Consider the following 24,303-nt stretch of genomic DNA (forward strand, 5'->3'; position numbering starts at 1 on the left):
ATCCGATGCACGGCTGGATTATCCTCGATAAACCGCACGGGCTTGGCTCGACGCAGGCGGTCAGCGCGGTCAAGCGCGCCCTTCGCCAAAGTGGCGCGGGTAAGTGGAAGGTCGGCCATGGCGGCACGCTTGATCCGCTCGCTACCGGCGTGCTGCCGATCGCGGTGGGGGAAGCGACGAAGCTCGCCGGGCGGATGCTCGACAGCGATAAGATTTACGACTTCACGATAGCATTTGGCGCACAAACGGACACGCTGGACCTCGAAGGAAAGGTGATCGCTGAGAGAGATCACCTGCCCACGTTCGGCGAAGTGGAAGCGATACTGCCCCGCTTCACCGGCCCGATCGAACAGGCGCCGCCAGCCTATTCCGCGATCCTGATCGACGGGCAACGAGCATATGATCTTGCGCGCGCTGGGCAGGATGTTGAGATGAAGACGCGCGCCGTCACTATCCACGCGCTCACCATATCCTCTCTCCCGCGAGGGGGAGAGGATAGCGAAGTTTGCTCGCAAAGCGGCCTAGCCGGAGTTGGAGAGGGGCAGGGTGCGCCGAGCCCCTCTCCAACTCCGGCTAGGCAGCGAGCTGCCAAGCCTGCGTATCCTCTCCCCCCCTCGGGAGAGAGGATCAATGAAATCACCCTTCGCGCCCATGTCTCCAAGGGCACCTATATCCGCAGCCTCGCCCGCGACATCGCGATCGCGCTCGGCACGGTCGGCCATGTCACCATGCTCCGACGGGTGAAGGCAGGCCCGTTCACCCTCGAATCCGCTATTTCGCTGGACAAATTGGACGAAGCTGCTAGGGGCGGCGGCTTCGGCGGTCTTATGCTGCCGTTGACCGCAGGGCTGGACGACATCCCGGCTCTCGCAGTCTCTCCCGACGATGCATTGGCTCTCCGACAGGGGAAGGTGCTTGTGGGGAAACCGCATACCGGCCTCATGCTGGCGATGGAGGGCGACACGCCCGTCGCGCTGGTGGAGGCCAGTGGCCCAGAAACCCTTAGGGAAATCCGGGTGGTGCGCGGCTTCAATCTCTAGATGTTACGAAAGGAAGCCGATGTCGATTACTGCTGAGCGCAAGGAAGCGCTGATCAAGGAACATGCCCGCGCCGAAGGCGACACCGGTTCGCCGGAAGTACAGGTCGCGATCCTTTCGGAGCGCATTTCGAACCTGACCGAGCATTTCAAGGGTCACCACAAGGATAACCACAGCCGTCGCGGCCTGCTGATGCTGGTCAACAAGCGCCGTTCGCTGCTGGACTATCTGAAGAAAAAAGATGGGTCGCGTTATACTGACCTGATCGGCAAGCTGGGCCTGCGCAAGTAAGCCTGCTACAAAGGGACGGCCCCATTCGGGGCCGTTTCCGATTCTGGAATGGGGCGCAATTCGGCGCCCTGTTTCATTCAAGGGGCCAGACGATGCTCCGAAACCGCTGCGGGCCGGTTTAGCCCGCATCACAGGCCCCGCCCGGCAATAGGGCCAGGCGGGCGAAGGAAAATATTATGTTCGATGTAAAGAAGGTATCAATCGAGCTGGGCGGCAAGACCCTCACGCTCGAAACCGGCCGTATTGCGCGTCAGGCTGACGCCGCCGTGCTGGCGACCTATGGCGAAACCGTGGTGCTGTGCGCCGTGACCGCCGCCAAGTCGGTGAAGGAAGGACAGGATTTCTTCCCGCTGACCGTCCATTATCAGGAAAAATATTCCGCAGCTGGCCGTATCCCCGGTGGCTTCTTCAAGCGTGAGCGTGGCGCGACCGAAAAGGAAACGCTGACCAGCCGCCTGATCGACCGTCCGATCCGCCCGCTCTTCCCCGAAGGCTTCTACAACGAAATCAACGTCATCGCTCAGGTGCTGTCGTTTGATGGCGAGAGCGAGCCCGATATCGTTGCGATGATCGCCGCTTCGGCCGCGCTGACCCTGTCGGGCGTGCCCTTCATGGGTCCGATCGGCGCTGCTCGCGTCGGTTACAAGGATGGAGAATATCAGCTGAACCCGTCGATGGACGTGGTGAAGGAAGGCGAACTCGACCTGGTCCTGGCCGCCACTGGCAACGCCGTGATGATGGTCGAATCCGAAGCCAAGGAGCTTTCGGAAGACGTGATGCTCGGCGCCGTGCTGTTCGCCCATGAAGCGAGCAAGAAGGTTGTCGACGCGATCATCCAGCTGGCTGAAAAGGCTGCGAAGGACCCGTGGGAAGTCGCCAAGGGCGAGGACCTGGACGACCTGAAGAAGAAGCTCAAGAAGCTGATCGGCAAGGACATCACGGCTGCCTACAAGCTGACCGACAAGTCGGCACGCTCGAACGCGATCAACGATGCCCGCGCCAAGGCGAAGGCATTCTTCACCGAAGAAGGTCTCGATGCCCAGACCGTCATGGCTGGCATCAAGCTGACCAAGAAGCTGGAGTCCGAAATCGTCCGTGGCGCCATCATCAAGGATGGCAAGCGCATCGACGGCCGCACCACCACGCAGATCCGCCCGATCGAAGCGATGGTCGGCTTCCTGCCGCGCACCCATGGTTCGGCGCTGTTCACCCGCGGTGAAACGCAGGCGATCTGCACCACCACGCTCGGCACCAAGGACGCCGAGCAGATGATCGACGGCCTGAACGGCGTCTATTATGAAAACTTCATGCTGCACTATAACTTCCCGCCCTATTCGGTCGGTGAAGTCGGCCGCTTCGGCGCGCCGGGCCGTCGTGAAGTGGGTCATGGCAAGCTCGCATGGCGTGCGCTGCACCCCGTGCTGCCCAGCAAGGATGAGTTCCCCTACACGATCCGCGTTCTGTCGGACATCACCGAGTCCAACGGCTCGTCGTCGATGGCGACGGTCTGCGGCGGTTCACTCTCGATGATGGACGCGGGCGTTCCGCTCAAGCGTCCAGTGTCGGGCATCGCGATGGGCCTGATCCTCGACGGCAAGGATTTCGCTGTTCTCAGCGACATTCTGGGCGACGAAGATCACCTCGGTGACATGGACTTCAAGGTGGCGGGCACGGAAGCGGGCATCACCACCATGCAGATGGACATCAAGGTTGCCGGCATCACGCAGGAAATCTTCGAAGTCGCTCTGCGTCAGGCGAAGGAAGGCCGCGCCCACATTCTGGGTGAGATGAACAAGGCCCTGTCCTCGACCCGCACCGAGCTGTCGGCTCACGCCCCGCGTATCGAGACGATCCAGATCGACAAGTCGAAGATTCGTGACGTCATCGGCACCGGCGGCAAGGTCATTCGCGAGATCGTCGCGGAAACCGGCGCCAAGGTCGACATCGACGACGAGGGCATCATCAAGATCAGCTCGTCCGACATCGACCAGATCGAAGCCGCCAAGAAGTGGATCCTCGGCATTGTCGAGGAAGCGGAAGTCGGCAAGATCTACAACGGCAAGGTCGTCAACATCGTTGACTTCGGTGCGTTCGTGAACTTCATGGGTGGCAAGGACGGTCTCGTCCACGTCTCCGAAATGAAGAATGAGCGCGTCGAAAAGCCAACCGACGTCGTGTCGGAAGGCCAGGAAGTGAAGGTCAAGGTCCTGGAGATCGATCCGCGCGGCAAGGTTCGCCTGTCGATGCGCGTCGTCGATCAGGAAACCGGCGAAGAGCTGGAGGACACCCGTCCTGCCCGCGAACCGCGCGAACCCCGTGGTGATCGCGGCGACCGTGGCGATCGTGGCCGTGGCCCGCGCCGTGATGGCGGCGACCGTGGTGGCCGTGGTGGTGATCGCGGTGGCGATCGCGGTCCGCGCCGTGACCGTGGCCCCCGCAGCGAAGGCCGTGGCGGCGATGACGACGGCTCCAACGCTGGTCTGCCGGACTTCCTGACTCAGGACTGATCGGTTCCAACCCATCAGGTTAAGCAAAATGAGAAGGGCGCCCCCGCCGGGCGCCCTTTTTCGTTAGAGCCCAAACTCCTTGACTTCGATCAATTGGAGATGGCCAAACTTCTGTTACTGTGCGGCGCGATTTCAGGGAGATAAGATGCAGCGTTCCAATGAAAGGTTCGTCGAGCGCCTGCCTCTCGTGCTTCGGCGGCCAGTATATGCCTATGCCGTATCGGCCCTGTTTTGTGGCATCGCCCTTGCCCTCAGGCTGTCCGCGCAGGACTTCCTGCCGATCGGCTATCCTTTCGTATCCTTCTTTCCCGCTGTCATCCTTTCGACCTTTTTGTTCGGGCTGCGTCCCGGGATATTTGCGGGCATAGTTTGCGGAATATTGTCCTGGTATTTCTTCATCCCGGCGGGCGCTGGCGGCATCCTTAGTGGTGGCGTCATCCTCGCGCTTATTTTCTATGCGGCCGTGATCGCCATCGACATCGCGCTCATTCACCTGATGCAGCGGGCCAATTTCAACCTTGCCGTGGAACGGGAACGCAGCCGTACGCTGGCGGAAAACCGGGAACTTCTGTTCCACGAATTGCAGCATCGCGTTTCCAATAATTTGCAGGTCGTAGCCGCGATGCTGTCATTGCAGCGGCGCCATGTAGACGATGAACTGGCGAGCAGGGCGTTGGACGATGCCGCCAGCCGCCTCGCGCTGATTGGTCGGATCAGCCGTGCATTGTATGATCCGGCAGAGGATGGGCAGGACCTGCATGCCTTTCTGACGCGGCTGACGGCGGATGTGCTGGAGGCGAGTGGGCGGGACGACATTCGCGTTACCGTCAGCGCTCCACCGGGTCTGACGCTGGAATCCCATGTGGCCGTGCCGCTCGCGCTGATCGTGGCGGAGGCGGTGAGCAATGCCATTGAACATGGCTTGCCTCATCGTGGCGGAACGATTGACGTATCACTGGAGGATTCGAGCGGGACGCTGTCGCTGAAGATCGCTGACGATGGCGACGGCCTCTCTCCCGATTTCGAGATCGAGAAGGGCAATTCCATCGGCCTGCGCATTGCAAGCGCGCTGGCGAGCCAGCTCAGCGGACAGTTCGGCCTGCACGCGCGGCCGGAAGGCGGCGCGATCGTCCGGTTGGACCTGCCCGCGCAGGCGCGTTGAGAGCCTGAAGCGTCCGCACGCTATTCTGCCGCTTGGCGAGTGCCATTCGCTCCGCTATGACCCGGCCATGCTGACGAAAACCATGACGCGCATTGGCGCTGCTACCGCCCCGGTTCTGCTTGCCGCCTTGCTCGCCGGCTGCGCCACGTCGAAGAACAAGGCCGACACGCAATATGTCGCCCGCGACGTGTCCACGCTTTACAATGCGGGCAAATATCGGCTCGATCGCGGGCAATATAAGATGGCCGCCGCCCTGTTTGACGAGGTGGAACGCCAGCATCCCTATTCCCCCTGGGCGCGCCGGGCGCAGCTCATGTCCGCGTTCAGCTATTATATGAACAAGGACTATAGTGAATCGATCGCGGCGTCGCAGCGCTTTCTGGCGATTCATACCGGCAACAAGGACGCGCCCTACGCCTATTATCTGATCGCGCTCTGCTATTATGAGCAGATTGCCGACGTCACCCGCGACCAGAAGATCACGCAGCAGTCGCTGGATTCGCTGGGCGAATTGATCCGCCGCTATCCCGACACCCGTTATGCCGCCGATGCCCGGTTGAAGCTGGACCTTGTCAACGATCACCTTGCGGGCAAGGAGATGGAAGTCGGCCGTTTCTACCAGCGTCGCGGGCAGTGGTTGGCGGCGACGCTGCGTTTTCGCGTGGTCATCGACAAATATCAGACGACCACCCACACGCCCGAGGCGCTGGAGCGTCTGGTCGAAAGCTATCTCTCGCTCGGCATTCCGGAGGAAGCGCAGAAGGCTGCGGCTGTTCTGGGCAAGAACTATCCCGGCTCCAAATGGTATGAGCGTAGCTACAAGCTCATGCGGGAACATGGCGCGAAGGCGTAATTGCCGATTTACCGTCACCCCAGCGGAAGCTGGGGTCTCAGGCCATTGGGCACGACCCGGCGGCACGAGATCCCAGCTTCCGCTGGGATGACGTCTGGAGATCGGCCGCATTGCTGACCAATCTTTCCATCCGCAACGTCGTCCTGATCGAGGCGCTGGACCTGGAGTTCGGCACGGGCCTTGGCGTGCTGACGGGGGAGACCGGCGCGGGCAAGTCTATCCTCCTCGATTCGCTTGGGCTGGCGCTGGGGGCGAGGGCTGACAGCGGCCTCGTCCGCAGCGGAGAGGCGCAGGCCAGCGTCACCGCCACCTTCGACATTCCCCGCGGTGAGCATAGGGCCGCTGAACTGCTCGCCAACAATGGCATCGAACTTGATGCGGGCGAACCGCTCATCATTCGCCGCACGCTAAAGGCTGACGGGGGAAGCCGGGCCTTCATCAATGATCAGGCCTGTTCCGCCGCCTTGCTGCGTGACCTGGGCGGTACGCTGGTTGAGATACATGGGCAGCATGACGATCGCGGGTTGCTCAATCCGCGTGGGCATCGTCAGTTGCTGGACGTCTATGGCCGTTGCGACAGCGCGTCGGTGGCATTTGCCCACTCTGCCTGGCGCGCGGCGGCCGACCGGCTCGCGGAAAGCCGCGCGGCGGTCGAGGTGGCGGCGCGGGATCGCGACTATCTGACCCATGCCGTTGAAGAGTTGTCGCGTTTTGGCCCCGAACCCGGCGAGGAAGCGGCGCTGGCCGAAGAGCGCGCGACCATGCAAAAGGGCGCGCGGTTGTCCGATGACCTGTCGACGGTGACGGATTGCCTCACCGGCTCGGACGGTGGGTTGGCGCAGTTGCGGCAGGCGGCGCGGCGGCTCGACCGCATGGTGGGTGAATATGAGCCACTTGCCGAAGTGCTCGCCGCCCTCGACCGGGCGGTGATTGAGGCGGGCGAGGCGGAGGACCGGCTGGCCAAGGCAGCGGATGCGCTCAGCTTTGATCCGGCGCGGTTGGACGCGATCGAAACGCGGCTGTTTGACCTGCGCGGATTGGCGCGTAAGCATCAGGTCGCCGCCGATGATCTCGCTGCGCTGCGCGATGAGATGTCGGCAAAACTGGCCGCCATCGAGGGCGGAGAGGAGCATATCGCCGTGCTGGAAGCCGACGTTGCGGCCAGCGCCGCCGCCTATCGCGACGCGGCGCAGGCGCTGTCCGCTCAGCGCAAGGATGCTGCCGCGCGGCTCGATGCGGCCGTGGCGGCGGAACTCGCGCCGCTGAAGCTCGACGCCGCGCGCTTCCGCACCACCGTCGGCGCGCTCGATGAAGGGCAGTGGAGCGCGCAGGGCATGGACCGGGTGGAGTTCGAGATTTCCACCAATCCCGGCGCTCCCTTTGCGCCTTTGGTGAAGATCGCATCGGGCGGCGAATTGTCACGCTTCATTCTGGCGCTCAAGGTCGCGCTGGCGGAGCGGGGCGGGGCGGATACGCTGATTTTTGACGAGATCGACCGGGGCGTCGGCGGCGCGGTGGCCTCTGCGATAGGCGACCGTCTGGCGCGGCTGGCGCAGAGCAACCAGATACTTGTCGTCACGCACAGCCCTCAGGTGGCCGCGCGCGGCGCTGGCCATATGCTGATCGCTAAGGCCAGTGACGGCACCGTGACCCGCACCGGCGTCCATGCGCTGAGCGATGGTGAGCGGCGCGAGGAGATTGCCCGCATGCTTTCCGGCGCGGAGATCACTGCCGAGGCTAGGGCGCAGGCGGATCGGCTGCTCGAAGTCTGAACTGCTACGAGCAAATGATCGCTTCTCGACAAGCCCGCCCTGAACGGGGATGGAGCAGATATGAATGACTCGATCGACCCGACCCTAATGACTGAAGCCGACGCCGCCAATCGCCTGATGCGGCTCGCCAGGGAAATTGCGCGGCACAATCGGCTCTACCATGATCAGGATCAGCCAGAGATCACGGACGCCGTCTATGACGCGCTGATCCGCGAGAATGGAGCGCTGGAGGCGGCTTTTCCGCAGCTCGTCCGGGCGGATTCTCCCAATGCGCAGGTCGGCGCTGCGCCGACTTCGGGATTGAAGAAGGTCCCGCATGCGGTTCGCATGATGAGCCTCGACAATGGCTTTTCGGACGAGGACATCGCCGAATTTCTCGCGCGTGTCCGGCGTTTTTTGGCGCTGCCGGACGGTGAGCCTATCGCGCTGACGGCTGAACCGAAGATCGACGGTCTGTCCTGCTCGCTCCGTTATGAAAAGGGAGAGCTACGCCTCGCCGCGACCCGTGGCGATGGCACGACCGGCGAGGATGTGACCGCCAATGTGCGCACCATCGGCGACATTCCCGACCGGCTGACCGGCGAGGACATACCCGACCTATTCGAGGTCCGGGGTGAGGTTTATATGGCGAAGGCGGACTTCGTCGCGCTCAATCAGCGCCTGCTGGCAGAGGCGGATGACCCGGAAAAGGCGCGGCAATTCGCTAACCCCCGCAACGCTGCGGCGGGATCGCTGCGGCAGAAGGACGCCACTGTCACCGCCAGCCGCCCGCTGCGCTTCCTGGCCCATGGTTGGGGCGAGGCGAGTAGCCTTCCGGCAGAGACTCAACTTGGCGTCATGCAGGCAATCGCCCGCTGGGGCCTGCCGGTGTCGGACATGCTGACCTGCGTGGACTCGCTTGACGGATTGATCGCGCATTATCGCGGGATAGAGGCGGCGCGCGCCGACCTTCCGTTCGACATTGATGGCGTGGTCTACAAGGTGGACCGGCTCGATTGGCAGCAACGGCTGGGCTTTGTTGCCAAGGCGCCGCGCTGGGCGATCGCGCATAAATTCCCGGCGGAGCGGGCGCAAACCACGCTTGAGGCGATTGACATTCAGGTCGGCCGCACGGGCAAGCTGACGCCGGTCGGGCGGCTGACCCCCGTAACGGTGGGCGGCGTGGTCGTGTCCAACGTGACGCTGCATAATGCCGACGAGATCGAGCGTCTGGGCGTGCGGCCGGGCGACCGGATCGTGGTGCAGCGTGCTGGCGACGTCATCCCGCAGGTGGTGGATAATCTGACACGCGACGAAGCGCGCCCCGCTTTCCTCTTCCCCGATCATTGCCCCGTATGCGGATCGGAAGCCGTGCGCGAAGAAGGCGAGGTCGATATCCGCTGCACCGGCGGCCTGATCTGCGGCGCGCAACGGTTCGAACGGCTCCGCCATTTCGTCAGCCGTGGTGCGCTCGACATTGAAGGGCTGGGCGAGAAGACCATCCAGGAATTTCTCGACCTTGGATGGATCACCGAACCGGCCGACATCTTCCGCCTCAAACAACATCGCGTCGCGCTGCTCGGGCGCGAGGGATGGAAGGAGAAGTCCGTCGATAACCTGTTCGCCGCGATCGAGGCGAAGCGCGTTCCGGACGCTGCGCGCTTGCTCTTTGGCCTTGGCATCCGGCACATCGGCGCGGTCACGGCGCGCGATTTGTTGAAACGCTACACGAGCCTGCCCGGCGTCAGAGCGCTGGCCGAGGAGATTATCGCCTTACGCGATGCCACCATCTGCGCCGAGGGTGAGGAGGAAGCACGCTTCCGCAATCGGCTGGACAAGGCGATTGCGGAGATGATCGGCGTCGAAAATGTGGGTTCGGCGGTTGGCCATGCGCTCGCCGACTTCTTCCACGAACCGCATAATCGGGAGGCGTGGGATGACCTGCTGTCCGAAGTTTCGCCGCCCGACTATGTGGTTGAAACCACCGCCAGCGCGGTGACGGGCAAGACCGTGGTCTTCACCGGCAAGCTCGAAACCATGAGCCGGGATGAGGCCAAGGCGCAGGCCGAGCGCCTCGGCGCCAAGGCCGCAGGGTCGGTTAGCGCAAAGACGGACCTGGTAGTCGCTGGCCCCGGCGCGGGATCGAAGCTGAAACAGGCGGCTTCGCTCGGGATCGAGGTGATCGATGAAGCGGCCTGGGCGGAGATCGTGAAGGCAGCGGGGTAGGGGCGCACTAACCACACCCCGTTATTCCAGCGAACGCTGGAATCTCAGGAGGAGGCCGGGGAGCACAGGATCGACGAGACCCCAGCCTTCGCTGGGGTGACGCGCTAAATGCTGCCGGGGCTTTAGCTACCCACCCCTTCCACCTTATCCCGCGTCTTCGTATCAAAGTCGCTCGCATCGTGCCGCTCAAGCAACTGTTCCTCCAGCGGACCACTAGCACGGTTCACGATCCTGCCGCGCTTCACGGCAGGCCGCGCATCGATCTGCTTCGCCCAACGCTGCACATTGGCGTAGCTCTGTACGTTCAGAAATTCGCCCGCCCCCACATAGGTCCGGTCAAGTGCCACCCCGCCATACCAGGGCCAGATCGCGATATCCGCGATCGTAAACTCATCGCCAGCAACATATTCATTCTCGCCAAGCTGCTGATTCAGCACGTCGAACTGCCGCTTGACCTCCATCGCATAGCGGTTGATGGCATATTCGATCTTTTCAGGCGCATAGGCGAAGAAATGGCCAAAGCCGCCGCCCAACAGGGGTGCGCTGCCCATCTGCCAGAACAGCCATGACAGGGTCGCGGTACGCTTCGCCGGGTCCGAGGGCAGGAACGCCCCGAACTTCTCGGCCAGATAGACCAGAATGGCGCCGGATTCGAACACCCGCTGGGGTGGGGACACGCTGTGGTCCATCAGGGCAGGGATTTTGCTGTTCGGATTGACCGAGACAAAGCCGCTGCCGAACTGGTCGCCCTCGCTGATGTTGATGAGCCAGGCGTCATATTCGGCGCCCGGATGGCCCGCCGCCAGCAGCTCCTCCAGCATGATCGTGACCTTTTGCCCATTGGGCGTGCCCAGCGAGTAGAGTTGCAGCGGGTGCTTTCCGACCGGCAATTCCTTGTCATGGGTCGCGCCCGCGATCGGTCGATTGATGTTGGCGAAGGCACCGCCATTGTCCTTGTCCCATGTCCAGACGCGAGGCGGAGTATAGCTTTCAATCATTTGGCAAAATGCTCCCATGGCGATGTCGCCCCGCAAGTAGGAAGCGTGGTCCTGTGCCGCAACGGTCGGGTTCAAGGGAAACGGCTTGGCCCTGCACATTTGACACGCCAACGGTCGCAGCAATCCCGCGCATTGGCGCTACGTTGGTGACAAAAGGCCTCCCAACGCGCACAAAGCGCACGCTTTCCGCCTGTGACGGAATGCATAAAAAATCTGCATCCATCTCTTGACCGGCAATTTCATCGCTCCATATTCCGCGGCGCTGGCACTCTTCAAAAGAGAGTGCTAACAGCATCTGGTTCATACGGGAGAAGGAACGGCGTTCAGCAGATTCGCGGATAGGGAAATCCCCGCGATTGGACGTCCGACCCAACCCAATAGAGGGAAAGGCAACTCAACATGGCATTTCGTCCGTTGCATGACCGCGTTCTCGTTCGCCGCGTAGAAGCGGAAGAGAAGACTGCCGGTGGCATCATCATCCCCGACACCGCCAAGGAAAAGCCGCAGGAAGGCGAAGTCGTTTCCGTCGGCACCGGCTCCAAGGCCGAAGATGGCAAGGTGACCCCGCTGGACGTCAAGGCTGGCGACCGCATCCTGTTCGGCAAGTGGTCGGGCACCGAAGTCAAGGTCGACGGTGAAGACCTGCTGATCATGAAGGAATCGGACATTCTGGGCGTCGTCGCCTAACCGATCATTGATGTCATCCCGGCGAAAGCTGGGATCTCAGGCCTTTAAACGCGGCGCTATGCCGCACCAGATCCCGGCTTTCGCTGGGATGACGGACAGAGGAACAAAATCATGGCTGCAAAAGACGTAAAGTTTTCGCGTGACGCTCGTGAGCGCATCCTGCGCGGCGTCGACATCCTGGCCGACGCGGTCAAGGTGACCCTGGGTCCCAAGGGCCGCAACGTCGTCATCGACAAGAGCTTCGGCGCTCCCCGCATCACCAAGGACGGCGTCAGCGTCGCCAAGGAAATCGAACTGAAGGACAAGTTCGAAAATATGGGCGCGCAGATGGTCCGCGAAGTCGCTTCGAAGACCAACGACATCGCCGGTGACGGCACCACCACCGCGACCGTTCTGGCCCAGGCCATCGTTCGCGAAGGCATGAAGTCGGTTGCCGCTGGCATGAACCCGATGGACCTGAAGCGCGGCATCGACCTCGCTGTCACCAAGGTCGTCGAGGACCTCAAGGGCCGTTCCAAGCCGGTTGCCGGCACGAAGGAAATCGCCCAGGTCGGCATCATTTCGGCTAATGGCGACACCGTCGTTGGCGAAAAGATCGCCGAAGCGATGGAGCGCGTCGGCAAGGAAGGCGTGATCACCGTCGAGGAAGCCAAGGGTCTCGAATTCGAGCTGGACGTCGTCGAAGGCATGCAGTTCGATCGCGGCTACCTGTCGCCTTACTTCGTCACGAATCCGGAAAAGATGGCAGTCGAACTGGCTGATCCCTACATCCTGATCCACGAAAAGAAGCTGTCGAACCTTCAGTCGATCCTGCCGATCCTCGAAGCGGTTGTTCAGTCGGGCCGTCCCCTGCTGATCATCGCCGAAGACATTGAAGGCGAAGCGCTGGCGACCCTGGTCGTCAACAAGCTGCGCGGTGGCCTGAAGGTCGCTGCGGTCAAGGCGCCTGGCTTCGGCGACCGCCGCAAGGCCATGCTGGAAGACATCGCAGTCCTGACCAAGGGTGAAGTGATTTCCGAAGACCTCGGCATCAAGCTCGAGAACGTCACGCTCGGCATGCTCGGCACCGCCAAGCGCGTCACCATCGACAAGGACAACACGACCATCGTCGATGGCGCCGGTGATGGCGAAGCGATCAAGGGCCGTACCGAGCAGATCCGTGCGCAGATCGAGACGACGACGTCCGACTATGACCGTGAAAAGCTGCAGGAACGTCTGGCCAAACTGGCTGGCGGCGTTGCAGTTATCAAGGTCGGCGGTGCTTCGGAAGTCGAAGTCAAGGAGCGCAAGGACCGCGTCGACGACGCGCTGCACGCAACCCGCGCAGCCGTTGAAGAAGGCATCGTCCCCGGTGGCGGCACGGCTCTGCTGTACGCAACCAAGGCTCTCGAAGGCCTCAAGGGTGTGAACGACGACCAGACCCGTGGTATCGACATCATCCGTAAGGCTATCGAAGCGCCGCTGCGCCAGATCGCCCAGAATGCGGGCGTCGATGGTGCGGTTGTCGCAGGCAACCTGCTGCGCGAAAATGACGAGACGCAGGGCTTCAACGCCGCGACCGACACCTATGAGAACCTTGTCGCCGCTGGCGTCATCGATCCCACCAAGGTCGTTCGCGCTGCTCTGCAGGACGCGGCTTCGGTCGCCGGTCTGCTGATCACCACCGAAGCGTGCATCGCCGAAACGCCCGCCGATGACAAGGCGCCGATGGGCATGCCCGGCGGCGGCATGGGTGGCATGGGCGGCATGGACTTCTAAGTCCTTCGCTCACGCGAAAACGAGAAGGGCCGGTGGAGCGATCCACCGGCCTTTTTCTTTGGGGGACGCCGGAGCGAGGAAATTTCAGGCCTGTGGCCGTGGGTGATGCCATCCGAAGCTGCATTTGCCGGAAGAGGTGTGGCGCAATTTCGCGACATATTAGGGCATCCTGCTTAAAATCGGCACAGCCTCCTATTCTCGTTCGCCCTGAGCTTGTCGAAAGGTTGTATTTCTTTTCAGGAAGAAGAGGGCTTCGACAAGCTCAGCCCGAACGAGGTAGGGTATTCGGATAAAAGCTATGCTGCTCCAGCTTGCGCAGGAAGGCTGGCGGGATTGCCCTTCCGAGCATTCTGTAGGGAAGTCTGAAGGTTAAGCGACCCGACAAAAGGGCGGAAAATGAAGGGAGCAGCCCCACATCCGACAGCCGCTCGAAACCTCCATTTCGGGCATCTTACCGGGTCTGAATTTACCAAATAGAAATCATGTTTGGCCAAAGATGACGGAGACGTGTCACGCCTCTTCCATCATTGGAGCGCAAAATTGCGCGCGCATCTCGCGCCCGATACTCAGCAGAGCGCTGAGGTGCAGGACAGCCTTGTCCAATCGCTCTACGCCTCGCCCAAATCGCTGATGATCGGCGCACTGGCTGGCGGAGCGCTCAGTTTCGTCGTCGCCTACCATGCTGGCCGCGCCGAAATCACCACGATCGCAGCGTTGATTTTCCTGGTTGCGGTGAGCCGGTCGATCTCCGCAGTCTATTTTCTGCGGCAGTTGGCAGACCATCAAGGACCCACGCAGCAAATATGGGGCCTTGCCTATGAACTGGGTGCGTGGGGCTATGCGGCGCTGCTTGGTCTGCTCGCTTTTGCCACTCTGGTCCTCACCGGCGACGCATCTTTGCACATATTGAGCGTGACGTTGGTCGCGGCCTATTCAGGCGGCATCGCGGGCCGCAATGCGGGCCGAATTCATATCGCCATCGGCCAGACATGTTTCGCGCTGCTGCCAACCTCCCTTGGTCTCTGCATCGCGGGCGGGCTCGGCTATTGGGTTCTGGCGACCATGCTGTTCCTGATGATCTTCGCCATGGCTGAGATCACGCGCACCACCCACAGAATCGTCGTGGAGGCATTGCAGGGCAATTATGAAAAGTCGCAGCTGGCGACGAAGTTCGAGCGGCTGGCGCGGTTCGACAGCCTGACCGGCGTCGAAAACCGGATGGCGATGCAGATGCGCTTGCGGGAACTGTTCGATAAGCGTCAGTCCGATCAGGATCCGATGGCCGTGTTCTGGATGGACCTGGACCGGTTCAAGGAGATCAACGATTCGCTCGGCCATATCATTGGCGATCAGCTGCTTTGCACGGTAGCTGCCCGGCTTTCCCATGCGCTTGATAGCCGTGGCCATGTCGCGCGCTTTGGCGGAGACGAATTTATCGTGATTTGCCCCGGCGCGGATCGCTCCATTGCCGAGCAGATCGCGCACGATGTGATGACAGAGTTCAGCCACGACTTCGACGTTAGCGGCTATCATCTGACGGTCACTGCATCGATGGGCATTGCGGTTGCGCCTGACGACGGGCGCGATAGCGAGGAACTGCTCCAGCACGCCGACATGGCACTGTATGAGGCGAAACGCACAGGGCGGAACCGCCATGCGCAGTTCGACTGGTCGATGAAGGAGCGGCAGAATCGGACCTATGAGCTGGAAATGGCGCTGCGTACCGCCATGGCGAATGGTGAGCTGCTACTGCATTATCAGCCGATCTTTGACACGGTCACAGGCAAGATCGCGATCTGCGAAGCGTTGATGCGGTGGGATCACCCGACCATGGGCCGGATTTCGCCGGCCGAATTCATACCGGTCGCCGAAAGCAGCTCCCTGATCGAACCGATCACTGCATGGGCGCTGGAGCAGGCGTGCCGTGACGCCATGCTGTGGGATGATCATGTCCGCGTCGCCGTCAACATCTCGCCCGCGCTGATCAAGAGCGACGGGCTTCCGCGCGCTGTCATATCGGCGCTGATGGGATCGGGCCTGAAGGCCAAGCGGCTGGAACTGGAAGTAACGGAGTCCATCTTCCTGGAAGACAGTGGCCGGACCAGCCTCATCCTGTCGGAGCTTCAGCGTATCGGGTTGCGACTGGCCCTTGATGATTTTGGCACGGGCTATTCTTCGCTCGGCTATCTGCGCGACTATTCCTTCGACACGCTGAAGGTCGATCAGAGCTTCATGCGCAGCGTGGGTGAAAAGGGACGGGATCGCGCGATCGCCCAGTCGGTTGCCTATCTGGCCCATTCGCTGGACGTCGAAACGGTGGCGGAAGGCATCGAGACCGAAGAGCAGCTGCGTTATGCGCGTGAGATGGGTTTCACCAATGTGCAGGGTTTCGTGCTCAGCCGCCCCATGCCAGCCGAGGACCTGCTCAAGATGATGAGTAACATGCGGCGTGAGAAAAGCAACGTCGTCACGCTCATGCAGAGCCGTCGCCGCGCCTGACGGCTATTTGGTCAGGCGCGTCTGGGCCGATGCAAGCCGACGCATCATGCGCAGGTCCTTGGGATCGAGCTTGAGCGCGGTTGCCGCCCAATTCTCCACAATGTCCTTAAGCTCGGCATAGTCGAGCGGATCGACGCGGCGGCCCGCTTCGAACACGCCGACATGGCCCGCATGGTGCGGACGGTTGCCGGCGATATAGTCACGCACGGCCTGTTCGCCCTCTCCATCCTCGGCAAGGATGGTGACCACGCCCATGTCGTACATTTCTTCAGCGGTATAGACCTTGCCCGACAGGATCATGCGTTCCGCCATGCGACGGCCGAGCTTGCGCGCCAGAATGGAATAAGCGCCCATGCCGGGGAAGAGGCCGAAGAGCATTTCGGGCAGGCCGAAGCGAGCGCTCCGCTCCGCCACGACGACGTCGAAGCAGAGAAGCGCCTCGAAGCCGCCGCCAAGTGCATCGCCCTGCGCCAACGCGATAGAGATTAGCGGCATGTCCGCATTGCGCCAGGCGCGATGGACCACGTCGATGCAGGCATGACCATATTTGACGAGACCGGGCAGGTCGCCCCGCTCGATGCAGCCAGCAAACAACTCAAGGTCGCCGCCAAGGTTGAAAACGCCCGGAAAACGTGAGCCCAGCACCATATATTTGAGCGGCAGAGCGCCTTCATCAAACAGCCGCTTGGCCTCTGTCTGCCAAAGCCGAATGTCGCGCAGCATCGGCAAATTGTAGTTTGGCCGATTCGCGGGGGTCATGAACGCCCATAATGTGTCGGTCGCTTCTTCAAAGCTGACGTCGACCTGACCCAGGTCGAACAGCATCGAATGGCCGTTTTCGCGCGCCTGAGGCGCAGCTTCCGTAGCGGCAAATGGCTGAATGCTTTCGACATGCAGATGCATGGGCGAAGCGTCCTCCACCTCATCTCGTGCCGGATTAAACCGTCCGGAATCAATCATCTGTGCCCCCGCATTTCGATATATGCTGAGGAAAACAATATTGTCAGACCTATGCAACCACCGCGAACCCGAAGAGTGCTTCATTAACCCTTTTTATCGCCGACTGTTGCCTCTAAGTAGCAGAAATGCCGCGATCATTATGGTTAACGTTGCATTAATGCAACAAATGCCGTTAACCCATTTGCAGATGAAGATCGTCTCAGGGCTTTGTTAACCTTTATTAATTATGAAATGGTGCATGGACAGACATCGCACCGATCCACAGATTGTGACGCTCCTGCTTCATGATGAAGAGGGGGTGAGTTGGACCCTTAACCTGGCGGCTGATTGCCTGTGCTTCATCGGCAATTACCGCCGTGTGGAGGGTTTCGACATCGATGCGATCGTGGCGTTCGATGGCCTGCGCAAGGCTGGTTGATCCCGCATAATTTTCAAAAAGCGGTTCCCACTTCTTCGCGCGATGTTCTAGAGCGCGCAGCGTGACTCAATCCCGCTTTTCCTTCGCTATCGCCGCAACGGACGGCAAGGCCCGCACGGGCACGATCCAGATGCGCCGTGGGGAGATCAGAACCCCCGCCTTCATGCCGGTCGGCACCGCCGCGACCGTAAAGGCCATGCGACCCGCCGAGGTCCGCGCGACTGGCGCCGACATCATCCTGGGCAATACCTATCATCTGATGCTGCGTCCCGGCGCCGAGCGTGTGGCAAGGCTGGGCGGGCTGCATGGCTTCATGGGATGGGACCGGCCGATCCTGACGGACAGCGGTGGTTATCAGGTGATGAGCCTGTCCGCGCTCACGAAGATGAGTGAGGAGGGGGTGGCCTTCGCCAGCCATATCGACGGGTCCCGTCATATGCTGACGCCCGAACGCTCGATGGAGATTCAGCGCCTGCTCGACAGCGACATCGTCATGGCGTTCGACGAATGCACGAAAAATGGCTGCACTCACGACGAAGCCGCGAACAGCATGGAGCGGTCGATGCGCTGGGCCAAGCGGTCGCGCGAGGGCTTTGACGCGGGCGGCGAACATGCCGAGCGCGCGGCGCTGTTCGGCATCCAGCAGGGGTCGCTTGACGAAAATCTCCGGCGTATTTCGGCGCAGAAGCTGATCGAGATCGGCTTTGACGGCTATGCTGTCGGCGGCCTGGCGGTCGGGGAGGGGCAGGAGGCGATGTTCGGCTGCCTCGACTATGCGCCCGATATGCTGCCGCAGGACAAGCCCCGCTACCTGATGGGGGTGGGGAAACCCGACGACATTGTTGGTGCCGTCGAACGCGGCATCGACATGTTCGATTGCGTCCTGCCGACGCGCAGTGGGCGCAACGGACAGGCTTTTACCTGGGCAGGCCCGCTCAATATTCGCAACGCCCGCTTTGCCGAGGATCTTTCGCCGCTCGATCCGCGCTGCACCTGCCCGGTTTGCGCAACATGGAGCCGCGCCTATCTGCATCATCTGGTAAAGGCCGGAGAAATGCTGGGCGCGATGCTGATGACCCAGCATAACATCCACTTTTACCAGTCATTGATGCAGGCGATCCGCGACAATATCGCACAAGGCCGGTTCGCTGCTTTCGCGGCGGATTTCCGGCGCGACTATCAGCGGGTCTGATGATCAGGGAATGACGGTGATGGCGATGGCATAGTCGCCAGCGACGGGATCATGATCCAGCGGAGCGCGCAGCTGGCGGGAAAGGCCCGTCAGCACCCGGCCATAACGTTCCTCGATCCTTTCGCCCATCGTATCGGAAGCGCGCAATGCCGGGGAACTGACGTGAAGGATCGCGCGGTCTTCCCGTCCGGGTTCGAGCTGCACCGTTATGCGCATGCCTGTCTTGGGATCGGACAGCATCGCCAGTTCCACCAGTTCTGTCAGCAGGAAGGCGATGGGAACGGCAACGTCCTGACTGATGTGCAGATTGTCGCTATCGATCTGGATGCCGAACCGCCGCGCTTCTGCCGGAGCGGTGCCGCGCAGGCTGGCGGACAATTCGCTGACCAGTGAACGCACGCCAACGCCGCGATGCTCCTCCAATTCGGCGTAATGATTGCGATGCACGACCGATAATGCATCGACGCGGCGCTGAATGGAGGCATAGGCCTCCACGGCTTCGGGCTCGTGCGCGGCGCGCGCATGCAGGCTGATCAGGCTGGCGATGATCTGGAGGTTGTTCTTGACGCGATGATGCACCTCTCGCGTCAATTTACGCTGGGTTTCCAGCCCCTCGGCCATCTCGGCCTCATGCGTTGCGACATCCTCGCTGATTTCGCGGAAGGTTTCGCCCAGCGCCACTATTTCCTGCGCTGGGGTGCGTATGCGGCGCATGGGCTCCAGCACTTCGCCGGGATGATAGGCGGCTACGGCGCGGCGCAGCGCGACTAGCGGCTGGATCAGCAATCGGTTGACCACGAACCAGCCGATCGCCGCCGCCGCGAACCACATCACCAGCGGCAGGAACAGCGAAAGCATGCGTGCAAGCGTGACCGGCGGATCGCGCAAGGTCATGGTGAGCAGAATGTCCGGCGGATCAAGCCGCGCGGACAGGCTGGTGCTTTTGCCCCGCAGATTGCCTGTTGGACGACTGACCACCAGAAGCTGATCGCCCTGCTGCAAGCTTAACTGCCGGTTCTGGAGCGCCGTCGTCGGACTGGCGATCGTTTCCAGATAGGAGCGCGAATAATAGGCGATTGCCGCCACCTGCCGGTTGTCGCTGACCACGCGGCTGACGAGATAGCCCGATGCTGGCAGCAGGAGCGCCGGGGCCGTGTGAAAACGTGCCGCCGTGGTCAGGCCGTGCGGTTCCGGCTGGGACGATCCGCAGATGCGGCGACCCTTTCGATCGTAGATATAATATCGGCCGCCTTCCCGGTCGTGGGACGTCAGGAAGACCGACAGCCGCTTGCACATTTCCGGCCCCTCGCTGCCGGTGGACAGCGCGTTGGCGGTAAGCATCAACGCCGTTCGATCCGAAGCCAGATCTTCGGTCAACTTCCGTGCGCTCTGCGTCACGGACACGCGAAGCAGCGCTTCCTTTTCCAGGTCGGACGTCCGGATGGCCTGCAAGGACGCGACAAGGGCGATAAGGCCCAGCGGCAGCAGGGCGAGCGTCAGGATGAGGAACATCTTGACGCCGGTGGACTGGATCAGGCTGTTCAGGTTACGCATGAGCAATCAACTGGCTGGGACTGGCCGTCCCGTTCATGCGATAATCAGGAGTGTGTCGACAGGAAAGGTCTGCCGCACGCAAGCGCGCACCGCCCAAGCAACGGGTCGGCCCGCGCATATTCCATTTTCGAAAAGCACCAGTCTGCCCTCGTCCGGGACGCCTCAATGACGTCGATCCTTGAACCGACGCTTAGTCCAGCTTCCGCAGTAGGTCGAGCATTTCGGAGGGAATGTCTTCATCCACCGCACGCTGATAAACGGAGCGCAGCGCGTTGGCGACTTGTCCGTCACCCTTGGCCGGGGAGGACCGCCGTTTTCGGGGGGCGCTGCCAGTCACGCCCGAATCCGGGGTGTTGGCGCCGACATCTTTCTTGTCCCCTCCCTTCACATCCCGTTCCGTCGTTGAAGCAACCAAAATACGCCCCTCTGCAACGCTAACATGTCAATCGACATTTCTTTTGCGGCTTTCCCGCACGACGTCAATTGACCGCCAGCGGACCTTTACATCAAAATCCGGATTTCAGTTAAAAAACCGAACGGCAGTGAAACAAATCTTTTCGTCGTTGGTTCCGCACTTCGAAGCATTTTTTGTGGCCTTGTGAAAGGCGACCGAGAGGGGCGGGGGCTTGCCACATCGGCATCAGCAATCCATCCTTTCGCGCAGCGAGTGTTTAGTAGCAATGCGCCCTATGGGCTGGGAGAAGATTTACAGATGTCGCTTGGACAGCAACTGCACCCCCATCTTCCTTTCTTGCGCCGCTATGCCCGCGCCCTGACGGGCAGCCAGGGTCATGGTGACGCTTATGTGCGTGCGACGCTGGAAGCGATCGTCGCGGCGCCCGAAGAGTTTCCGGCCGATGTCGATCCGCGGCTTGGGCTTTACCGGACTTTCCACGCGATCTGGTCGTCATCCCATCTGGAGGACGGTCCGGTCCTGACGGGCAATGACGGGCAGGAAGCGGTCGCGCAGGCACGCCTCGCGCGGTTGACACCGCTCCCCCGACAGGCGCTGCTGCTGACGGCGCTGGAAGGTTTCACGGTCGATGACGTCGGCTATCTGATCGGTCTGGACCCGGCCGATGTCGAAGCCCTGGTGGAAGAAGCGCTTGGCGAGATCGAGGCGCAGACTCGCGCCAAAGTCCTGATCATCGAGGACGAGCCGATCATCGCCATGGACATCGAAACGATCGTCCGCGACCTTGGTCATGAAGTGACCGCAATCGCCGTGACCCGTGAAGACGCGGTGCGTGAAGCGCTGGCGGAGCGGCCGGGGCTGGTGCTGGCGGACATTCAGCTGGCGGACGATTCCAGCGGCATCGATGCGGTGAAAGACATCCTGGCAGAATTCTCCGTGCCGGTTATTTTCATCACCGCTTTCCCGGAGCGTCTGCTGACGGGTGAACGGCCCGAACCGACATTCCTCATCACCAAGCCGTTCCAGCGTTCGACGGTCAAAGCGGCCATTTCGCAGGCCCTTTTCTTTGACGAGGCCACTGCCCCGGCATGATTGGGCAAAGCCGACATGCCATAAAAGACTGAATGAGTGGCGGAACCCGGCTCATTCCCCCGCGTTATTCATGCGTAACGATCGGGAGGTGAATTATGGCGGAAGAGGAAAAGCATGTTGCTGCCGAAGACGCCAGGTCAGGATCGACGCCACACATAGTCCGTTACATTCTCGGCATTTCGCTGCCTCTGGTAATTATTGGCATGCTGATCGTGCTGTGGAGCTATTACGGGTAAACAACATTGGTTCCGTGGAACAATGGGTATAGGATGCGGACGCACATATGGCTTTGACGGCTTCGGTTCATGAGGCGAGGGCGACAGCCAGTAAGAGGGTTGTTCCCATGAGCGAAGGGCTTGGCCAGGAGGCGGAGCACCAGGAAGAAGAGCGGCAGTCGCTCTCGGATTCGGATTTCAAACGTGAACTGGCTGCGGTGATCCCGCACTTGCGCGCGTTTGGCCGGTCCCTTTCGGGTAATCGCGATGTCGCCGATGACCTCGTTCAGGAAACGCTTCTGAAGGCATGGGCGGCGCGTGTCCGTTTCCAGGCGGGCACCAACATGCGCGCTTGGACGTTCATCATTTTGCGCAACCATTATCTGTCGCAGATGCGGCGCTCGCGCTTTCGTGGCGATTGGGATGACCTGACGGCTGATCGCATCTTGGCGGCGCCTGCTGGTCAGGACAAGCATGTCGAGCTTTCCGACATGCAGCGTGCCCTGTTGCAATTGCCCCAGCCGCAGCGCGAGGCGCTCATCCTCGTCGGCGCGGGCGGTTTTGCCTATGAAGAGGCCGCCGAAATCTGCGGCGTCGCGGTTGGAACGATCAAGAGCCGGGTGGCGCGTGGACGCGCCGCGCTGGAACAGATTCTCGAAAGCGGCGATCTGCCCTCGCGGCGGACACAGGAAACCAGAGACACAGCCGTGCTGGACGAGATCATGGACGACGTCGATCGCCTCAGTCGGGGGCGTGAGATGAGGCAGAGTCCCGACCTGGATGCCGATGACGTATAAGGCCGGTTCCTGCCAACCTTCCCGGATGGGAAGGGGCATGGGAGAAGGACTATGGTTGAGGGTGGAAGGAGAGGCGACCCTCCTCTGGACCGGGAGAAGTCGGACCAGATGATCGAGGCGAAGCGGTCTCGCGGTAGCACCGTGATTTTCGCGATCGTTGCGATTGCCCTGATCCTGGCTATCGGCTTCTTCTACCTGACAAAGGAACGCGAAAATCGAGTGGGGGACACGCTGATCGAAGCGGCCGATTCACCCGATAGCGCCGCGCATGTCGTCGGCGATGCTGCTCAAAATGAGGCGGAGCGGCTGAACAGCCGGAACTGACCTGCGGGCAGACGCGCTGGTAACGGAACAGGCGGCGGCGCAGGCCATCTTCAGAAAATCTTTGGGAATTTCCTCCACAGTCAGCGCATTGTCGGATTTCCTTACAGTCATTGTAAGCGATTCCGATGCCAACAAGGCTGCCTTTGCCAACGGCAGCGCCGGGAATGCGCGCGACTGATGATCAGGCTTTTCAAACATTATGTGCCGCATGCCGTGCTGCTACTGGGGCTGCTTGATCTTGTCCTGCTGCTGGGCGCGGCCGAGGCCGGATGGATATTGAGGGCTCAGCAAATCGGCATGGATGTCGATCAGATCACGACGCGCGCCGCGCCGTTGATCAGCTTCGCGCTGTCGATCCAGACTGCCATGATCGCGGTGGGCGTCTATGGCACCGAAGCGCTCCAATCGATCCGTTTTGCCTTTGCGCGCCTGCTCGTGGCGATCTCGCTGGGTGTCATATTCCTGTCGGTCATGCATTTCGTGCTGCCCGACCTGACGCTTTGGCGGTCCAATTCTCTTTATGCCATGGCGCTTGCTATCGCTCTGCTGCTGGCGGTGCGGCTGCTGCTGGGGTCGATGCTCGGTGGTGAAGCGTTCAAGCGTCGGCTGGTCGTGCTGGGCGCGGGCAATCGCGCCAACCGCATCCGCGAACTGGAGCAGCGAAAGGGGGCGGGATTCCTGATCGTCGGCTATATTGCGATGAACGATGGGGAGCAGGTGATCCCCGAAGCGATCAACCGCAGCGCCATCTACAATCTGGCGGATTTCGTGGTGCGGCTGGCCGCCAGCGAGGTCGTGCTGGCGCTGGAGGAGCGACGCAACGCGCTCCCTTTGTCCGATCTCCTGCGTATCAAGACGACGGGCGTCCATGTGAACGAGATATCGACCTTCCTCGAACGAGAGACGGGCCGGGTCGATCTCGACAGCGTGAATCCTAGCTGGCTGATTTTTTCGGATGGTTTCTCCGCAGGCCGCCGCTTGTCCAGCATCGCCAAGCGGCTTTTCGACGTCATCGCCAGTTCCATCCTTCTGCTGCTGACTGGCCCTATCATCCTGATCGCGGCGATCCTGGTGAAGCTCGATAGTAAAGGCCCTGCTTTCTACCGGCAGCAGCGCGTCGGCCTGTTCGGCGAGGAATTCTGGATCGTGAAGCTGCGCACCATGCGGCAGGATGCGGAAGTCAGCGGGCAGGCGGTTTGGGCGGAAAAGGACGATCCCCGGATCACCCGGCTCGGCTACTGGCTCCGTAAGCTGCGCATTGATGAACTGCCGCAGACATGGACGGTGCTGAAGGGCGAGATGAGCTTCGTTGGCCCTCGCCCGGAGCGGCGCCAGTTCGTCGAGGATCTGGAGCAGCATCTGCGTTATTATGCTGAGCGCCACATGGTGAAGCCGGGCATCACCGGCTGGGCGCAGATCAACTATCCCTATGGCGCGTCGATCGAGGACAGCAGGAACAAGCTGGAATATGATCTCTACTACGCCAAAAATTATACGCCCTTCCTCGACCTGCTGATCCTGATCCAGACCCTGCGCGTCATCCTGTGGCCGGAAGGGGCGCGCTGA

At 61.4% G+C, this 24,303-nt stretch carries 21 protein-coding genes; 17 read left to right on the plus strand and 4 right to left on the minus strand.

All coding sequences use genetic code 11. From position 1 onward, the window contains the following. Window positions 1–5 precede the first annotated feature (5 nt). From truB to ligA, 7 genes are all read left to right on the plus strand, one after another. Complete coding sequence (gene truB, locus ACZ51H_RS03060) at window positions 6–1,040, plus strand: tRNA pseudouridine(55) synthase TruB (RefSeq protein WP_464802401.1); 1,035 nt, start codon at window positions 6–8, stop codon at window positions 1,038–1,040. 19 nt (window positions 1,041–1,059) lie between these two features. Beyond that, a complete protein-coding gene (gene rpsO / locus ACZ51H_RS03065) occupies window positions 1,060–1,329 on the plus strand; it encodes a 30S ribosomal protein S15 (protein WP_167302834.1) in 270 nt (89 codons plus the stop codon). Window positions 1,330–1,505: 176 nt separating this feature from the next. Beyond that, window positions 1,506–3,836: a polyribonucleotide nucleotidyltransferase gene (gene pnp / locus ACZ51H_RS03070; protein ID WP_464772146.1), complete on the plus strand. Its 2,331-nt coding sequence runs from the start codon at window positions 1,506–1,508 to the stop codon at window positions 3,834–3,836. 145 nt (window positions 3,837–3,981) lie between these two features. Further along, window positions 3,982–4,998 (plus strand): sensor histidine kinase, encoded by a 1,017-nt coding sequence (locus tag ACZ51H_RS03075; protein ID WP_464802402.1) that lies wholly within the window; start codon window positions 3,982–3,984, stop codon window positions 4,996–4,998. Between the two features lie 67 nt (window positions 4,999–5,065). Next, window positions 5,066–5,851 (plus strand): outer membrane protein assembly factor BamD, encoded by a 786-nt coding sequence (locus tag ACZ51H_RS03080; RefSeq protein ID WP_196226413.1) that lies wholly within the window; start codon window positions 5,066–5,068, stop codon window positions 5,849–5,851. Window positions 5,852–5,961: 110 nt separating this feature from the next. Then, window positions 5,962–7,623, plus strand: coding sequence for a DNA repair protein RecN (gene recN, locus ACZ51H_RS03085; protein ID WP_464802403.1), 1,662 nt, complete (start codon window positions 5,962–5,964; stop codon window positions 7,621–7,623). A gap of 60 nt (window positions 7,624–7,683) precedes the next feature. Further along, window positions 7,684–9,828 carry an NAD-dependent DNA ligase LigA gene (gene ligA / locus ACZ51H_RS03090; RefSeq protein WP_464802404.1) on the plus strand — a complete coding sequence of 715 codons (2,145 nt, stop codon included), beginning with the start codon at window positions 7,684–7,686 and terminating at the stop codon, window positions 9,826–9,828. A 122-nt stretch (window positions 9,829–9,950) separates the two neighbouring features. Here the strand turns inward: ligA and yghU are convergent, their stop codons facing one another. Further along, on the minus strand, window positions 9,951–10,826 hold the full coding sequence (gene yghU / locus ACZ51H_RS03095) for a glutathione-dependent disulfide-bond oxidoreductase (RefSeq protein ID WP_464802405.1): 876 nt from the start codon (window positions 10,824–10,826) through the stop codon (window positions 9,951–9,953). Window positions 10,827–11,225: 399 nt separating this feature from the next. On the opposite strand from yghU, the gene groES reads away from it, so the two are divergent. The 3 genes from groES to ACZ51H_RS03110 all read left to right on the plus strand — a co-directional run bounded on the left by groES (window position 11,226) and on the right by ACZ51H_RS03110 (window position 15,770). Further along, complete coding sequence (gene groES / locus ACZ51H_RS03100; RefSeq protein ID WP_167302842.1) at window positions 11,226–11,513, plus strand: co-chaperone GroES; 288 nt, start codon at window positions 11,226–11,228, stop codon at window positions 11,511–11,513. Between the two features lie 111 nt (window positions 11,514–11,624). Further along, the gene (groL, locus tag ACZ51H_RS03105) at window positions 11,625–13,271 is read left to right on the plus strand and encodes a chaperonin GroEL (protein WP_460987821.1); all 1,647 of its coding nucleotides are present in this window, start codon (window positions 11,625–11,627) and stop codon (window positions 13,269–13,271) included. Between the two features lie 507 nt (window positions 13,272–13,778). After that, on the plus strand, window positions 13,779–15,770 hold the full coding sequence (locus tag ACZ51H_RS03110; RefSeq protein WP_464802406.1) for a putative bifunctional diguanylate cyclase/phosphodiesterase: 1,992 nt from the start codon (window positions 13,779–13,781) through the stop codon (window positions 15,768–15,770). Between the two features lie 3 nt (window positions 15,771–15,773). Here ACZ51H_RS03110 and ACZ51H_RS03115 read toward each other — a convergent pair whose 3' ends face one another. Further along, window positions 15,774–16,730, minus strand: a complete 957-nt coding sequence (locus ACZ51H_RS03115) for a crotonase/enoyl-CoA hydratase family protein (protein ID WP_464802407.1) — start codon at window positions 16,728–16,730, stop codon at window positions 15,774–15,776. A 238-nt stretch (window positions 16,731–16,968) separates the two neighbouring features. On the opposite strand from ACZ51H_RS03115, the gene ACZ51H_RS03120 reads away from it, so the two are divergent. Continuing rightward, a complete protein-coding gene (locus ACZ51H_RS03120; protein ID WP_464802408.1) occupies window positions 16,969–17,148 on the plus strand; it encodes a hypothetical protein in 180 nt (59 codons plus the stop codon). Between the two features lie 61 nt (window positions 17,149–17,209). Continuing rightward, window positions 17,210–18,340: a tRNA guanosine(34) transglycosylase Tgt gene (gene tgt / locus ACZ51H_RS03125; RefSeq protein ID WP_464802409.1), complete on the plus strand. Its 1,131-nt coding sequence runs from the start codon at window positions 17,210–17,212 to the stop codon at window positions 18,338–18,340. A 3-nt stretch (window positions 18,341–18,343) separates the two neighbouring features. On the opposite strand, the gene ACZ51H_RS03130 is transcribed toward tgt, so the two are convergent. Then, window positions 18,344–19,894, minus strand: a complete 1,551-nt coding sequence (locus ACZ51H_RS03130) for a sensor histidine kinase (protein WP_464802410.1) — start codon at window positions 19,892–19,894, stop codon at window positions 18,344–18,346. A gap of 190 nt (window positions 19,895–20,084) precedes the next feature. After that, entirely contained in the window at window positions 20,085–20,309 is a 225-nt protein-coding gene (locus tag ACZ51H_RS03135) for a NepR family anti-sigma factor (RefSeq protein WP_449471862.1), read from the minus strand. Window positions 20,310–20,606: 297 nt separating this feature from the next. On the opposite strand from ACZ51H_RS03135, the gene ACZ51H_RS03140 reads away from it, so the two are divergent. From ACZ51H_RS03140 to ACZ51H_RS03160, 5 genes are all read left to right on the plus strand, one after another. Then, window positions 20,607–21,401, plus strand: coding sequence for a response regulator (locus tag ACZ51H_RS03140; RefSeq protein ID WP_449471864.1), 795 nt, complete (start codon window positions 20,607–20,609; stop codon window positions 21,399–21,401). A gap of 95 nt (window positions 21,402–21,496) precedes the next feature. Beyond that, complete coding sequence (locus ACZ51H_RS03145; RefSeq protein ID WP_196226406.1) at window positions 21,497–21,637, plus strand: hypothetical protein; 141 nt, start codon at window positions 21,497–21,499, stop codon at window positions 21,635–21,637. A gap of 107 nt (window positions 21,638–21,744) precedes the next feature. Then, the gene (locus ACZ51H_RS03150; RefSeq protein WP_449471865.1) at window positions 21,745–22,413 is read left to right on the plus strand and encodes a sigma-70 family RNA polymerase sigma factor; all 669 of its coding nucleotides are present in this window, start codon (window positions 21,745–21,747) and stop codon (window positions 22,411–22,413) included. Between the two features lie 51 nt (window positions 22,414–22,464). Then, the gene (locus ACZ51H_RS03155; protein WP_464802411.1) at window positions 22,465–22,737 is read left to right on the plus strand and encodes a hypothetical protein; all 273 of its coding nucleotides are present in this window, start codon (window positions 22,465–22,467) and stop codon (window positions 22,735–22,737) included. A 177-nt stretch (window positions 22,738–22,914) separates the two neighbouring features. Next, window positions 22,915–24,303: a TIGR03013 family XrtA/PEP-CTERM system glycosyltransferase gene (locus ACZ51H_RS03160; RefSeq protein ID WP_464802412.1), complete on the plus strand. Its 1,389-nt coding sequence runs from the start codon at window positions 22,915–22,917 to the stop codon at window positions 24,301–24,303.

Source organism: Sphingobium sp. TomMM15, from assembly GCF_055397045.1.

Bases quoted from the DNA above. Each gene is read 5' to 3' on its own strand.
- truB (WP_464802401.1), top strand. From the start codon at position 6: ATGCACGGCTGGATTATCCTCGATAAACCGCACGGGCTTGGCTCGACG.
- rpsO (WP_167302834.1), top strand. From the start codon at position 1,060: ATGTCGATTACTGCTGAGCGCAAGGAAGCGCTGATCAAGGAACATGCC.
- pnp (WP_464772146.1), top strand. From the start codon at position 1,506: ATGTTCGATGTAAAGAAGGTATCAATCGAGCTGGGCGGCAAGACCCTC.
- ACZ51H_RS03075 (WP_464802402.1), top strand. From the start codon at position 3,982: ATGCAGCGTTCCAATGAAAGGTTCGTCGAGCGCCTGCCTCTCGTGCTT.
- ACZ51H_RS03080 (WP_196226413.1), top strand. From the start codon at position 5,066: ATGCTGACGAAAACCATGACGCGCATTGGCGCTGCTACCGCCCCGGTT.
- ligA (WP_464802404.1), top strand. From the start codon at position 7,684: ATGAATGACTCGATCGACCCGACCCTAATGACTGAAGCCGACGCCGCC.
- yghU (WP_464802405.1), bottom strand. From the start codon at position 10,826: ATGATTGAAAGCTATACTCCGCCTCGCGTCTGGACATGGGACAAGGAC.
- groES (WP_167302842.1), top strand. From the start codon at position 11,226: ATGGCATTTCGTCCGTTGCATGACCGCGTTCTCGTTCGCCGCGTAGAA.
- groL (WP_460987821.1), top strand. From the start codon at position 11,625: ATGGCTGCAAAAGACGTAAAGTTTTCGCGTGACGCTCGTGAGCGCATC.
- ACZ51H_RS03115 (WP_464802407.1), bottom strand. From the start codon at position 16,730: ATGATTGATTCCGGACGGTTTAATCCGGCACGAGATGAGGTGGAGGAC.
- ACZ51H_RS03120 (WP_464802408.1), top strand. From the start codon at position 16,969: ATGGACAGACATCGCACCGATCCACAGATTGTGACGCTCCTGCTTCAT.
- ACZ51H_RS03130 (WP_464802410.1), bottom strand. From the start codon at position 19,894: ATGCGTAACCTGAACAGCCTGATCCAGTCCACCGGCGTCAAGATGTTC.
- ACZ51H_RS03140 (WP_449471864.1), top strand. From the start codon at position 20,607: ATGTCGCTTGGACAGCAACTGCACCCCCATCTTCCTTTCTTGCGCCGC.
- ACZ51H_RS03145 (WP_196226406.1), top strand. From the start codon at position 21,497: ATGGCGGAAGAGGAAAAGCATGTTGCTGCCGAAGACGCCAGGTCAGGA.
- ACZ51H_RS03150 (WP_449471865.1), top strand. From the start codon at position 21,745: ATGAGCGAAGGGCTTGGCCAGGAGGCGGAGCACCAGGAAGAAGAGCGG.
- ACZ51H_RS03155 (WP_464802411.1), top strand. From the start codon at position 22,465: ATGGTTGAGGGTGGAAGGAGAGGCGACCCTCCTCTGGACCGGGAGAAG.
- ACZ51H_RS03160 (WP_464802412.1), top strand. From the start codon at position 22,915: ATGATCAGGCTTTTCAAACATTATGTGCCGCATGCCGTGCTGCTACTG.